11 protein-coding genes are annotated in these 13,242 nt (G+C 63.7%); 5 read left to right on the top strand and 6 right to left on the bottom strand.

The genetic code is table 11. The features are described from left to right. Position 1 precedes the first annotated feature (1 nt). A complete protein-coding gene (locus ACGF7Y_RS01835) occupies positions 2 to 1,021 on the top strand; it encodes a Gfo/Idh/MocA family oxidoreductase (protein WP_393228286.1) in 1,020 nt (339 codons plus the stop codon). 74 nt (positions 1,022 to 1,095) lie between these two features. On the opposite strand, the gene ACGF7Y_RS01830 is transcribed toward ACGF7Y_RS01835, so the two are convergent. Further along, positions 1,096 to 3,090, bottom strand: coding sequence for a hypothetical protein (locus ACGF7Y_RS01830; RefSeq protein WP_157172839.1), 1,995 nt, complete (start codon positions 3,088 to 3,090; stop codon positions 1,096 to 1,098). A 624-nt stretch (positions 3,091 to 3,714) separates the two neighbouring features. After that, complete coding sequence (locus ACGF7Y_RS01825) at positions 3,715 to 4,998, bottom strand: hypothetical protein (protein WP_085994918.1); 1,284 nt, start codon at positions 4,996 to 4,998, stop codon at positions 3,715 to 3,717. Between the two features lie 1,239 nt (positions 4,999 to 6,237). Here ACGF7Y_RS01825 and ACGF7Y_RS01820 point away from each other — a divergent pair. From ACGF7Y_RS01820 to ACGF7Y_RS01810, 3 genes are all read left to right on the top strand, one after another. Continuing rightward, positions 6,238 to 6,450: a hypothetical protein gene (locus ACGF7Y_RS01820; RefSeq protein WP_040868487.1), complete on the top strand. Its 213-nt coding sequence runs from the start codon at positions 6,238 to 6,240 to the stop codon at positions 6,448 to 6,450. Positions 6,451 to 6,547: 97 nt separating this feature from the next. After that, positions 6,548 to 7,435, top strand: a complete 888-nt coding sequence (locus tag ACGF7Y_RS01815) for an HNH endonuclease (RefSeq protein WP_393228283.1) — start codon at positions 6,548 to 6,550, stop codon at positions 7,433 to 7,435. Between the two features lie 134 nt (positions 7,436 to 7,569). Next, the gene (locus ACGF7Y_RS01810) at positions 7,570 to 8,184 is read left to right on the top strand and encodes a GNAT family N-acetyltransferase (RefSeq protein ID WP_393228281.1); all 615 of its coding nucleotides are present in this window, start codon (positions 7,570 to 7,572) and stop codon (positions 8,182 to 8,184) included. 213 nt (positions 8,185 to 8,397) lie between these two features. Here the strand turns inward: ACGF7Y_RS01810 and ACGF7Y_RS01805 are convergent, their stop codons facing one another. Next, on the bottom strand, positions 8,398 to 8,748 hold the full coding sequence (locus ACGF7Y_RS01805; protein ID WP_393228279.1) for a DUF6463 family protein: 351 nt from the start codon (positions 8,746 to 8,748) through the stop codon (positions 8,398 to 8,400). A gap of 30 nt (positions 8,749 to 8,778) precedes the next feature. Here ACGF7Y_RS01805 and ACGF7Y_RS01800 point away from each other — a divergent pair, with 30 nt between their 5' ends. Further along, a complete protein-coding gene (locus ACGF7Y_RS01800) occupies positions 8,779 to 9,387 on the top strand; it encodes a TetR/AcrR family transcriptional regulator (protein ID WP_393228277.1) in 609 nt (202 codons plus the stop codon). A 21-nt stretch (positions 9,388 to 9,408) separates the two neighbouring features. On the opposite strand, the gene ACGF7Y_RS01795 is transcribed toward ACGF7Y_RS01800, so the two are convergent. From ACGF7Y_RS01795 to ACGF7Y_RS01785, 3 genes are all read right to left on the bottom strand, one after another. Continuing rightward, complete coding sequence (locus ACGF7Y_RS01795) at positions 9,409 to 10,830, bottom strand: VWA domain-containing protein (protein ID WP_393228275.1); 1,422 nt, start codon at positions 10,828 to 10,830, stop codon at positions 9,409 to 9,411. 465 nt (positions 10,831 to 11,295) lie between these two features. After that, positions 11,296 to 12,189: an AAA family ATPase gene (locus ACGF7Y_RS01790; protein WP_393228273.1), complete on the bottom strand. Its 894-nt coding sequence runs from the start codon at positions 12,187 to 12,189 to the stop codon at positions 11,296 to 11,298. Positions 12,190 to 12,210: 21 nt separating this feature from the next. Then, positions 12,211 to 13,185 (bottom strand): acyl-CoA thioesterase, encoded by a 975-nt coding sequence (locus tag ACGF7Y_RS01785; RefSeq protein WP_393230857.1) that lies wholly within the window; start codon positions 13,183 to 13,185, stop codon positions 12,211 to 12,213. Positions 13,186 to 13,242 lie beyond the last annotated feature (57 nt).

Here is a 13,242-nt window from a genome sequence, read left to right as displayed (position 1 = left end):
GATGTCCTCCCACCGAGCCGTCACCCTGGGCCTCGCCGGAACCGGCCGCATCGGCACCGCACACGCCGAAATCCTGAGCAAACTCCCGAACGTGGCCACCGTCCTGGTCGCCGACGCCGACCCCGCCCGCGCCCGCGCCACCGCCACCGACCTCGGCGTCGAATTCGCCCCCGACCTCGATACCCTCTTCGCCGCTGACCTCGACGGCCTGATCATCGCCACCACCACCGCCTCCCACCCCGACCTCATCATCCGCGCCGTCGACGCGCGCATCCCCGTCTTCTGCGAAAAGCCCGTCGCCGCCGACATCACCGGCACCCTCGCCGTCATCGACCGCACCCGCCACTCCCGCGTCCCCGTCCAGATCGGCTTCCAACGCCGCTTCGACGCCGGCTACCGCGCGGCCCGCGAAGCGATCCGCTCCGGCAGCCTCGGCCGGCTGCACACCGTGCGCGCGACGACCCTCGACCCGGCTCCCCCGCCCGCCGAATACATCGCCCGCTCCGGCGGCATCTTCCGCGACTGCGGAGTGCATGATTTCGACATCATCCGGTGGGTCACCGGGCGCGAGATCACCTCCGTCTACGCGACCGGGGCGAACCGGGGCGCGTCGTTCTTCGCCGAAGCGGGCGACGTCGACACCGCGGCGGTGCTGCTACGCCTGGACGATGGAACCCTCGCGACCGTGTCGCTGACCCGCTACAACGGGGCGGGGTACGACGTGCGGTTGGAGGCGTTGGGCTCTAAAGGGACCGCGGTCGCCGGACTGGACGACCGCGCGCCCCTGACTTCCGTCGAGCCCGACCACAGCCCCTCTCCCTATCCGCCCTACGCGGGATTCATGGAGCGGTTCCGTGCGGCGTATGCCGATGAACTGGCGGCGTTCGTCGAGGTCGCCACGGGAGAGCTCGACAGTCCCTGCACGCCGGACGAAGCGCTGGAGGCGTTCTATGTCGCCGAGGCGTGCGAGCTTTCGCGGCGGGAGGGTCGACCGGTCGAGGTCGCCGAGGTCAGACGCTGACCTGAAGTAGGCCAGTTTCAGCGTGCTGCGACATCAAGGTGTCCTGGACGGCTCCCGCGAGGGTCGGGTTTCCTTTACCGTCGCGCCTTCGCCGGGGTTTTCACCGCCTTTCTGCCGCTACCGAAGCGCGACCCGGCTGTTACTCGTATCCTTTGCTCCACGTTGACCAGCCCGAGAGCGGCCGCCGTCAACGCCTCGGGACTGATCCACTTTTCAAGATCTTCATCCTTGATGCGTATCGGGTTGCCGTCTTCATCCTCTGCAAGTTCTTGCCCTTTAAGCTTGTACGCGTGCATCAGCTTTGAGACCAGCTCATCTTCATATACCTGCTTCACTAGGGCGATCATTTCCTGCTGATCCGCTTTCGGATACTCTTCGACCCAAAACTTGAATTCATTCCGAAAAAGCGGAAATGCCAGATTTATACTGATGGTGCCGAAGGAAGCACCGCCTTCCGAAAGCTTCTCGTCGAACCTCGCCGCATGCACTACATCGTCATCACGAAATGTTTCCCACTTCACATCCGGAAGACCGTCACTCTTTCGCCGCATTGAGCCTGCGAATTCACCGGATTCGTCGGGGTTCAAAATTATCTTGTCGCCCGTACCGCCAGAATCCTTCGCGTTGTTACGAGGCTTCAGTAAAATCGACTTCTCTGCGCGCGGACTTCCAGAACCAACCCGAGGCGTTCCAGTTGTTGATGAGGCCGGATTGCCGGATTCGCGACCAGAATCGTTCTTGACGAGAAGCGGTGGACGAAATCGGGTTGCCAGACGTTCCATTGTGCGCTTGAGCCGCTCCCGCCGATCCTGATCGTTGCTGTCGGTTTCCCCTGAACGACTCTGCTCTATTGCTTTCTTGATCGGTCCCGGCAACTGCTGGTAGAAGTTGTCCTGCCAGTCCTCCCACGGCAGACTGGTGCTGCCCTTGCCGATCAACATGCCCCGGGAGGCCTGCGGCATAACTCCCCATCGTGTCGGTTCGGACTCCTTGTACGCGGGCGGAACGATGAAGATCCATAAACGCATTCGAATTGCGTCGGGTATCCCGAACTGACGATATTGCTGCAGACGATCTTTTCGGTCATATGCTTCGTTTTCATACTGAACCACTATGAGCGGCTTGGTCGGGCCCTTCTCTTGACTCAGCGCATCTTCATCCTCGTCCGTCAGATACCACTCGATCTTCGTCCCATGTTTCACCATCACGGCGCCGTGCTGGTGCTTGGGTGAGATGACCGCCTTGATGCCATTGACACGCCGCGGATGGATGGCGTACCTCGTACCGTCGGGCGCAACAAGGACTTTGTCCTTGGTCTCCCGCCTGGCGGTCTCCGCAGGCTTCGGCTCAAGTGTTGCAACACGAACAGATACATCACCGGGAATCTCGACAAACCTCGTGTTCAAGTAGTTCACAATTCCACGCTTCACTTCATCCTCGCCCCGCTTGTAATCGCCGCTCACCGTGTCTCGCGCGGGACCGTCGCCAAGAAATAGAAAAACGGTCCCATGGCCCGCTTGTTTGATTTCGTCGAAATGAAATTTTCGAAGATCGATTCCGAGCGCTGGATTGAAAGAAGGGGGTATGCAGTCGTTGATATCATCCGGCGGACCCGCCTGGTCCGAGCCTCGATAATATATATCGAAATCCTTCAATTGCCACCTGTCGTGACGTTCATCGAAGTGGATCCAAATCATCCGACCTTCAGGTGTTTCCTCGGTCCACGAAAGTACGATGATTCCGTATGGGTTCCACTCGTAACAGGACGCTTTGAACCCTTGACCGAAGTTCTCGGTCAAGGAGATTGTCCTTCCTCCGCCGCCGAATGAGGACAGAAATAATTGAAGATTCTCCTCGTTCATTCCTACGCCGTTGTCGGCTACGTAACGTCGGGCGACTCCATGCTCCGTGAACGACTCCTCGTCAACACCGAAATAGACCCAAGTTGCTTTAGCTTGAATCGAATTGACGAGCGCTTCTCGCGCCCATTGATATGGGCCGCCAGCGACATATGCCTGGCGAATCAAATGGTGCACGTTCTCATCGGGAACAGTCACGATCTTGCCCATAAAAGCTTCGCTTTCCCCTTGCTTCAAGGAGGCCGGCACTAGCGCACTGCGCAGCGCTAGCTCGTAGCGGCGAGCTTACTCGCGCCATCTCCACAGATGACGCGATTACTGAAGATCACCATAAATTACTCACCCAACAAAGGCGACCAGTCAGTTTTCGAATCCTCGCGACACGGAGGGGCCGACATAAGCGAACCCCACCCCGAGAGATGTTCCGTTCCAACTCTCGGCGCAGCGCATACAGAGAAACCAGCACATTCCGGCATCAGGTGGACTACTCGATGAGCTTGCGCCGTTCCTCGCTGCACACCTGACCGGCGAGGCCTGAGTCAGCGGTAGTCAACGGCCTAGCCATCTCCTCCAAAACCGACGAGTCGCGAAACGTCCCGTCTTGACCGATTACGCGCCAACCTCGGGCCTCGTGGGCCGCTCGGGCAGGGCTGCCCCCCGTACCAACAGGTAGGCCACCTGGGGCGGACCTATCTTTCAACCGTTCCCGTAATCGTGCTGGGCTGGACCACAGGTTGTCTTACCGCTCGCGGTGCGAGCCGAGATTCACGGCTTCGAGTTCATCTGCTCGTGCCTCGATGGCTTCGTTGCGGGCAAGTTCGAACGAACGCTTGATCATGACCCGAGAGCCTTGCCTTGACGAAAGGCGTCGTCCCTCAGTAGCTCGTGAAGCTCTCGGACACTCGCGATGCGCCGCTGGTCTTCCGGCACGGCCGCGAGAACCTGCTCGCCCAAGCCCATGACGTACCGCGTCCGGTGTTCGACAGGCAATCTATCCAACATGGTCGTCGCGTACGCGGTGCCCTCGCTCGGATCACCGGCCGAGACCAGGCACAGTGCGCGCTGCAACTCGATCTGGATCGGCCCGCGCCGATTGTTGGGCGGATACAGACCGAGCGCCGCCGACTGCGCCTCTTCCGCCCGGCGAGTATCACCGAGATGGGAGTACACGAAGCTTTCGGCGAACCTGACTCGCGCTTCGGAGTATGCCCAGCAATGCCAGCTGTGGTCTTTCGTCATACCGGACGGCAATGCCGCGAAAGTGTCGCGCAGTGCGACCAATGATGCTTTGGCTTCCTCAGCACGGCCGAGCAACGCGAGCGACTGCGCGCGCGCCGCGAGCAAACTCGGTCGTCCGTGTAGGGGGCCGTGTGCAATCAGTTCGTCGGACTTGCTGATCTCATCGATGATGATTTCCGGCTGCTGGCCGTCGTAAATCGCTCGGATAGCTCCGCGCCCCCGCACATACATCATCGCGTGCATGTCCCCTGAGCAGTCTGCGGCATAGTTGGCCGTGCGCCACCACCGCCTCGCTTCGCGCCGCAGTCCAAGATCCCCAACAGCCTGAGCTAAGTACTCGCTGAGCAGCGCCCCGATCCGATACAGCTGTCGGCGGTGTGCGAGGTCGGAAGACCTGCCCAACGCAACCTCGAGACTCATGACATCCACCAGCAGTGCCGCGCGCAACTCGCTGGCGGTGTGCGTTCCGGTAGCAACTCCATACTCACGGACGATTTCGTTCCAGTCGTCGAGATCGACCGAGAGATCCTCTGACACAGCCAGATTGAATCCATGCCGCACGGATTCCAACCCGAGCGCCATCTCGATACCGGCGGAAGAAACACCGAGCAGGAAGGTTCGTCGGAGCACGTCGTCAACCTCTCTCCCCGCGCTCGGCGGGGACATCGGTGAATCATCCGCCTCCATGCTATCGCTAACGGATCCGCGCTCGGCAGGACGAAAACCGAGTTCGGCGTCAGTCGCGACACCGAGCACAGCCCTCAACCCGGCGCGGTAGTCCGCGTTGGGCCAGCGAAAGATTCCGCGCTCCAACTTTCCGATGTAGTTGCCGGACAGTTGAACAACCCGACCGGTCCGGCAAAAAACCCAAGAGTTCACCGCATCGGCAAGTTCCGCTCGCGACAACGGATGCCCGGTCAGTTCGGACCTGGTCCGCGCTCTGGCCGCACTGAGCTGGTGATTCGGTTCAGACAAGCCCCGTCCCCCTCGTTCGGTAACCCGCAGACAAATCATTGCATTCGCCAGGGGTGTCCATGTCTGAACCGACCCGCTGTCCCGCAGTTCTCCCCTTGTCCTCCCTCGAACGGGCGTTCCCGCAGCACCCCACCGAGACGGAATCTATCCACAGCACTCGGCGCCGCAATGACACGAAGCCACGTCCGGCTCTCCGGGTGCCTGTCCTAGAGCGACTGGAGCAGGAAGGCAGAAGAATGCAGTCGGTTCACAGATCTGCGGCAAGCAGGACCCACGAAGAACCACGCGCGCGCGGCGTATCCGCAGACACCCTGATGTCGAGATGCCGGTTCTATCGGGAGGTCTGCGGCCTGCCCGCGCGCATACAACCGCAACTCCACCAACTTTTCATCCCCTCGGGCAGCGTCGGCGGAATCACCGTCCCCGCCGCACTCGGGGCCGCCGTCAGAGGACACATGCAGGGGCGTGGCGTTCACCCTGGCCCGATCGTCTCGCATCCCCGGTCGAAGCGATGGACGTTGCTCGTCGTGCCGGACGTGCCCGACAACGACATCGCCCTGTTCGGAGAACTGTTTCGCCTCAACGCATCCGTCGCGCGCCTCGGCGCACAGATCGCACTTCCGTCGCCCGCTGACCGACACGGATTTCGGGTGTGGGTGCAACCACCCCGGGACAGCTACCGGCCGTCAGGGCTGGCCGTCATCGAATCCGTCCGCGCGTGTGCCCGGCCCCGTCCGCGCCGGGTGTGACACGGCCGATGCCACCACAGAACTCGACGGCGTTGTCATCAGGTTCGCCCCCGGCTCGAATCGTGAGAAGCGATTGCGCGAGGGCCGTACATCCTGATCCGCAGGTCGAAGTCGTCGTCGTCCGTGATCCGGACGGACCCGTCGATATCCATGTGTTCATCGACGGGGTGAAAACCCCCGTCATCGAATTCACGATCGACGCGGGCGCGGGGTGGTGCTGGGCGGATTGGAAGCGCTGTCGAGACCGAAACCTTTCGGCCGCTTCTCCGTCGGCAAGACAAACCATGCTTGCCGCCTATACCGATCCTCCGGGCGGAGGGTACGTCGGAGGACGCGGCGAAGTGCAATGGCTCGATGAGGTCTCGACAGCATCGACAACTGATGAGGATCAACGATGACGTGGGATCGGTTGACGATCGGCAGTTGGGTCAGCACGAGTGAAGGCTGCCCTGTCAGGCTCGTCAGAGGCGAGGACGGTGAATCTGTCACCTTCGTGTTCGGCACGTCCGGCAACGAATTCGAGCTCACGATCGACCGCTCGACCTTGACCGCCATGCTTCAGCTCGGCTCCAGAGCGTTGGGTGAGGCGATGTCCGCTCAGACGTGACTCGAAGAGCGCACTCGCACGCGCGGCGCGGATTACGACAGCGCACTACTGCGCGGAAGCGTCGACACCGATCCGACGTCCGTGCCACACTCCACTTGTGGAGAGCGGGGCAGAGTTGGAACTGCGCCAGATGATCTTCGATCATCTCGCGCAGCGTGTCGCTGAACAAGGCACACTGACACGTGCAGAACTGACAGCTCTCCCGGTGAACGGGGGGACTCGACGTCTTATCGACCTGAACCGCGGCATCTGGAACCCGCGCGACTTGCAAGCAACACTGTCCATCGTTTCGAAGCCTGACAGTCCGTACTCGGATGGGGAAGTCGGCGAGTCACTCTTCGCGTACTCGTACCGTGAAGGGAGTACAAACGGCGACAATACGAAGCTGCGCCGAGCATGCGAGCTGGAACTTCCGATCATCTTGCTGCGGTGGATCCGCCCTGGCGTCTACGTCCCCGTGTTCCCGGTGTACGTGGTCGCAGACGACACCGAAGGCCGCAGGTTTATCTTGGCGCTCGACGAAAGCCTCCGGTTCGTAACGGATCCGCTCAAACTGAAGCCAATCGAGCGCAAGTACGCCCAGCGCGCCATACGCCAGCGGCTGCATCAGCCCGAGTTTCGTGGCAGGATACTGCTCGCCTACGATCGCAGATGCGCTGTGTGCGACCTAAGGCAACCACAGCTTCTCGATGCAGCGCACATACTCGCGGATAACCACCAAGAAGGCGTCCCCGAGGTCGATAACGGCCTGTGCCTTTGCAAGATCCACCATGCCGCGTACGACATGCAGCTTCTCGGCATATCGCCCAACTACGAAGTTGTGATCGGGGAGAAGATGATGCAGGACCCAAATGACGGTCCCATGCTCCGACATGGTTTCCGCGAGATGAACGGTCGCCAACTGTCTTTACCACACCGACGCAGTGACCGGCCATCAAGAGATCGGCTCGCTGAACGTTTTGCCGAATTCAAGGCCGCTAGCTGAAAATCGCAGCCGATTAGGCCAGTGTCCTCTACTCGAACGCTGCGGCTACTCGAACCCGTACGGGTAGTGACGGAAGGCCCGTCCGAGAAGTTCTCGACGCGATTCGATGAACTGGAGGGAAGGACGATCACCGTATGAGCTCACGGCATTCCGCGTTACCAGTGGATGGCATCGACTTTCGGCACTACACCGCCGCACAGGCTCGCGGACTGCGCGACGAAGTCGAGCTGATCTTCCGAGACTCCTACGTCGATGCGATCGAGTCCGGTGAAGAGTTCGAGTCGCCCGAGGCGTTCATGCACCGGTTCGATGCCTACACCGACCCCTCCCGCGCCGGCGCGTTCGAGTTGGTGATCGCTCGTCTCGACGGCGAACTCTGCGGGCAGGCGTGGGGTTGGCCGCTCACCGCCGAGACCGCGTGGTGGGATGGGCTGCGGCTCGACGAAGGCGACCACGTGGCGTTCACCGCCGAGAACGGTTCGCGCACATTCGCCTTCAGCGAGATCATGGTGCGCAAGCAATTCACCGGGAGGGGTATCGCGCGGGCCCTGCACGACGAACTGCTCGCGGGACGGCCCGAGCAGCGCGCGACACTGCTGGTCCGTCCGGATAATCAGCGGGCGTATGACAACTATCGCCGGTGGGGGTGGTACCGCGTCGGCACTTTGCGACCGAGCTGGCCGGAGGCCCCGCGTTTCGATGTTCTGATGCGTGGTCTCGAGCGAGTTCGGAGGGACGCGACCGACTGATCGCCGACAAGGAGTAAGCCGTCTGACCACATGGATCGCGGGTGGCGGTGTAGACCGGCCAGAGGAATTCGCGAATTACCGTGCGAAGTTTCTGCGGCTCTATGTCGGCCGCAACCGCGCGATGATCTCGGTCAACTGCGTAGCGTTCCGATTTCGGTCGGGCTCGCGGCGGCGGATACGGAGTCGGCTCACCTCCGCTGAGCGGGGCCGGACTTACCCTGCCGGAACCGCGGCGACGCGGCGATGGCGTAACCATCCGCGGACGCCGATGGCGAGCGGCAGCAGGACGGTGAGAAACCCGGAGACCGGCTCGAACGCGAGGCCGAACGCGGTGAGCACAGCGATCGCGGCGAGGATCGGCGCTGGAACGTAGCCGCGCGTTCGCTCCGTCTCGATCACGGCGACACCGAAACCGACGGCGGCGACTCCGAACGCGGTGAACCAGAAGGCAAGTTCGGTCTGTTCTCGGCCGGCTGCCCAGATGACGACGCCGAGTGCGGTATGCGCCGATCCGATGAACGCGAGCAGACTGCCCGTCACCGGGAACGGAGTTTTTGAATCCATATTCCTAAACATTGCCCTAAGCTCTTCCCCATGGCAAGACCCCGGCGATTCACCGATGACCAGATCCTGGATGCCGCGCGCGACTTGCTCGCCGATCCGGCGACGACCAGGCCGACCATCGCCGCGATCAGCGCTGCCTCCGGCGTCCACACCGGATCGATCTACGTGCGCTTCGCCTCCCGCGAAGAGTTGCTCGCACGACTGTGGCTGCGCTCGATCCAGCGCTTCCACACCGGATTCGTCGCCGCGCTGTCGGGAGCCGACCCGCTGCTCGCCGCCGCGATGCACCTGCCGCGATACTGCCGTGCACATCCCACCGAAGCTCGTGCGATGAAGATGTTCCGGCGTGAGGAACTGCTCGAGGTGGGCTCTGCCGAGTTGCGCGCCGACATCGCCGAGGTCAACGACCGCATGAACGACGCGCTACGCGCCGCCGTCGCGACGGAGTTCGGCGAAGCCGACGAGCATCACATGGCGATCGCGATGGCTGCCGTCAAAGCTATTCCCTACGGGCTCGTTCGCGAGTACATCGCGGGCGCGGCGCCCATTCCGGACTGGGTCGATGAGGTCATCGCCACCGCGACGGCCGCCGTGGTCCACAAGTTGCGTCCGGCGGTCAGTGAGCGGGCATCCCGCTGAGGCGCCATTCCGGCGGCCGAGTCAGGCCGGCAGCAGCCGCGCGATGACCTCGGTCAACTGCTTGACGTTCCGGCACTCGTGCATCGTCACGCAGTCCGCGTACACGTGGGCGGCGGAATCCCCCGTCGACCAGGCCCGCGACGGTTCCGGATTCAGCCAGTAAGTGTGTTTCGCTCGGTCGACAATGGTCTGCATCGCAGCGAGATTCGGGTCCGTGCGGTTGGTTCGCCCGTCCCCGAGGATGAGTACGGATGTGCGCGGCCCGAGGGCGTCGGCGTAGTCGTCGAGGAATCCTTGGAACGCTTCGCCGTAGTTGGAGCTGCCGAAGCGGGCGACTCTGGTGGAGCGGATGATTCGGGCGGCGGTGCCGGGGGTCGGTGGTTCGCCGGGGGTGAAGAAGTGGGTGATCTCGTCGCAGGTGTCGACGAAGCCGAAGCTGCGGACCTTGCTGAACTGGTCTTGCAGGGCCTGGATGAGGTGGAGGGTGAATTCGGCGAAGCCGGTGACCGAGCCGGAGATGTCGGCGAGGACGACCAGGTCGGGGCGGCCGTGTTTGCGGGCGCGCAGGACCGGGTCGATGGGGACGCCGCCGGTGGACATGGAGCGGCGCAGGGTGCGGCGGAGATCGATCCGGCCGCGCACGGCTTTGCGGCGGCGAACGGCCAGGCGGGTGGCGAGTTTGCGGGCCAAAGGGTGTACGAGGCGGCGCATTTCGGCGAGATCTTGTTCGCGGGCGCCGAGGAAATCGATCTGGTCGGTGCTGGATTCGACGCCGCGGCGAGCGATGTATTCGGTGCCGCGCAGTTGCGCCGAACGCAGCCGGGCCTCGGTCTGGACGGCCGTGCGGAAGGCGGCGAGGCGGCGGTTGGCTTCGATGGTGTGGACGGTGGTGTCGAGTGGGGAGGAGCCGTTCATACCCGCGACGATGCGATCGACGAGTTCTTCCGGGCGTAGGGCTTTCATAGTCAGGTAGGAGGACCAGCCCGCGCCGGACGCGGTGGTGACGGGCGCGGGGGACTGCCCGGTGCCGACTCCCCCGTAGCCGCCGAGTTCGGTCAGCGCCTGGCGGGCAAGTGCGGCGACCGACTCCGAATCATCCTGTGCCAGTGCGGCGACGAGCCGATCGCGCAGCTCTTCGATGGATTCGGGTGTCGATGGCTCGACGGGCTGCGGCTGCTGAGGGGTCAGGAAGTAGAGGTCGAAGAGTTGATCGAACACGGCGCGTTGACCATTGCGGCGCAGCAGGCACGCGGCCACGCCGGAGCGCAGGCGGTTGCGGTCATCGATGCCGAGGGCGATCATCGCCTCGGCCGCATCGATGGTTTCGCTCGGTCCGGCATTGATGCCGTGATCGCGCAGGAGGCCGACGAACTCGACGAGCCGATCGGTCATCGAGTCGGCTCGGCGGTCGGCTTCGGCGGCACGCCGCTCAGCCGTGCTCATGCCCGACTCCTGAACAACACCTCGTGCCTGCGACCCGGACGGTAGACGTGCGGGCCGCCCGGTTCCGCGTCGCCGCAATGCCACTGCGCTCGCCGATCCGGTCCTGACCTGCTCCGGATGCCTGGTCCGACTGCGAATATCCGGTGTGCCGGGACATGAGCGATGGCGTGAGGGGGCGCGTCGACATGACGGTGTGTCGAAGTGGATATGCCGCACAACATCTTGTGTCCCGCATCAGCCAGCGGCACGGCCGGGCTCCTGTGCAGGGTGGCATCTGGGCCGGCTCCGGCATAAACCCGAGTTCGTGCCGCGCCCTCGGGTAGGTGTTCACTTCGAGTTCTGGCACGGCCGACGCGGCTCGCCCAGACGATGCGTAGACGGGCCCGTTCGGGGGAATGGTGGCACCGCTCCAGGTGGCGAGTCCGGTTCCAACAGGTCGGCGTAGCGCATGATCCCGTACACGCTTCATTGCGAGGTCCGCCCTTGCTCGGCATCCGTATCGAGTAACCCGAGCCGTTCGATCGCCACGCGATGGTCGGACTGGTACTTCAAGAGCACGCCCAGCGTCGAGCGGACGACGCTTCCGCTGAGGTTTCGCGCACCGAGCGCGACCAATGTCTTCGCCCAGTCGACGGTCTCGGCTATAGAAGGCGCCTTCCGCAACGACAGCTGACGCAACGCGCCGACCACGCCGACCACCGGCTCCCCCAGCGCCTCGTCCAGCTCCGGAACCCGCATCCGCACGATCGCCCGTTCCAGCTCCGCCGTCGGGTAATCGATGTGCAGATAGAGGCAGCGCCGCTTGAGCGCTTCGGATAATTCGCGGTGCGCGTTGGACGTCACGATGACGAACGGCTTGCGCACCGCGGTGACGGTGCCGAGTTCGGGGATGCTGACCTGGTAGTCGCCGAGCACCTCCAGCAGCAGCCCTTCCAGCTCGACGTCGGCCTTGTCGAGTTCGTCGATGAGCAGCACCGTGGGACGCGGGTTACGGATGGCGGCCAGCAACGGGCGGGCGAGTAGGAACTCTTCGGTGAAGACGTGGTCGCGGGTGCTGTCCCAGCCTTCGCCGTCCGTGGCGGTGATGCGGAGCAGTTGCTTGGCGTGATTCCACTCGTAGAGGGCGCGGGCCTCGTCGATGCCCTCGTAGCACTGCAAGCGCACCAGGTCGGAGGTGGTCGCGGTGGCGACGGCCTTGGCCAGCTCGGTCTTGCCGACGCCCGCCGGACCCTCGACCAGCAGGGGCTTGCCGAGATGGCCTCCGAGGAACACGGCGGTGGCGATATCGAGGGACGGGAGATACCCGGCCTCGGTGAGGCGCTCGGTCACCTCGTCCACCGACGCGAAGAACTTACTCATCGGTAACTAGTCTAGCCGGGGTCAGCTCGGTGTCGGTATCCGGAAATGACTGGGCTCGGCGTCGGACGGCACGGCGCCGGCCGTGGTGAACGGTTCGACCAGCGACCGCAGCTCGATCAGGTGCCGGGCGTGCGCGTCGAGCGCCCGATCCTCCTCGGAGACCGGCTCCCACTGCCGCACGGCTCGCGCCTTTCCGTCGTCGTCGATCGCGACGACCACGGCGAGGCCGTGCGCCGCCAGCGCGGGTTCGTCGGAATGGGTGTCGGTGGAGGTGACGTGCACGCTGACATGCATGCTGCGCGGGCCGGTGTGGATCAGTCGCGCGGTGACCTCGACGACGTGGCCGATCACGATCGGCCGATAGAAGCGGATCCCGCCGAAGTAGGAGGTGAGGACGCGCTGCCCGACCCAGTCCGCGCCGCACACGTACGCGGCCTCGTCGATCCACCGCATGGTCCGGCCACCGTGAACCTTGCCGCCCCAGTTGATGTCCGAAGGCGCGGCGAGGAAACGCAGCGTGGCGCTCGGCGCGGTGCCCGCGGAGGTGTAGCGCTGCGCCGCCATCGCCTCCTCGATGTGCTTGCGCACGGAGACGCGGGCCCGGGCCTGCCGGTGCCGCTGCGATTCGAGCAGCGTCGTCGGATTCCATTGCGGGACTTCGACGGTGCGCCGATCGTCGTCCACCGCGACGAAAATCGTCAGGCATTGCGCCGACTGCACCGGCTTCACCCGGGTGGGATCGGTCGAATAGACCGTGACGAGGATGTGCATGCTGGTGCGGCCGGTGTGGACCAGATTGGCATGCAATTCGACCAGTTCACCGACCGCGATGGGCCGGTCGAGATGGATGTTCCCGACGTAGGCGGTGACGCAGTAGCGGCCGCTCCACTGGGCCGCCGCCGCGTAGGCGACTTTGTCGATCCACTCGAGGAGCTTGCCGCCGTCGACCGACCCCACGATGCCCGCGTCGGCGGGTTGAACGAGAAAGCGGTGGATCGCCTCTGGACGCCGACCGGCCGAGGCCGGATGCGAGACGGTCGCGCGAGGGTCGAT

Origin of the sequence: Nocardia sp. NPDC047654, from assembly GCF_043205035.1 — a bacterium.
In the GTDB taxonomy this organism is placed as follows: Bacteria; Actinomycetota; Actinomycetes; order Mycobacteriales; family Mycobacteriaceae; genus Nocardia.
The sequence above is the reverse complement of the archived record's forward strand: the minus strand, read 5'-3'. Positions and strand labels throughout refer to the sequence as shown.

What these genes read in the sequence shown, in the direction of transcription:
- ACGF7Y_RS01835 (WP_393228286.1), top strand. Translation starts at nt 2, where the DNA reads ATGTCCTCCCACCGAGCCGTCACCCTGGGCCTCGCCGGAACCGGCCGC.
- ACGF7Y_RS01830 (WP_157172839.1), bottom strand. Translation starts at nt 3,090, where the DNA reads ATGGGCAAGATCGTGACTGTTCCCGATGAGAACGTGCACCATTTGATT.
- ACGF7Y_RS01820 (WP_040868487.1), top strand. Translation starts at nt 6,238, where the DNA reads ATGACGTGGGATCGGTTGACGATCGGCAGTTGGGTCAGCACGAGTGAA.
- ACGF7Y_RS01810 (WP_393228281.1), top strand. Translation starts at nt 7,570, where the DNA reads ATGAGCTCACGGCATTCCGCGTTACCAGTGGATGGCATCGACTTTCGG.
- ACGF7Y_RS01805 (WP_393228279.1), bottom strand. Translation starts at nt 8,748, where the DNA reads ATGGATTCAAAAACTCCGTTCCCGGTGACGGGCAGTCTGCTCGCGTTC.
- ACGF7Y_RS01800 (WP_393228277.1), top strand. Translation starts at nt 8,779, where the DNA reads ATGGCAAGACCCCGGCGATTCACCGATGACCAGATCCTGGATGCCGCG.
- ACGF7Y_RS01795 (WP_393228275.1), bottom strand. Translation starts at nt 10,830, where the DNA reads ATGAGCACGGCTGAGCGGCGTGCCGCCGAAGCCGACCGCCGAGCCGAC.
- ACGF7Y_RS01790 (WP_393228273.1), bottom strand. Translation starts at nt 12,189, where the DNA reads ATGAGTAAGTTCTTCGCGTCGGTGGACGAGGTGACCGAGCGCCTCACC.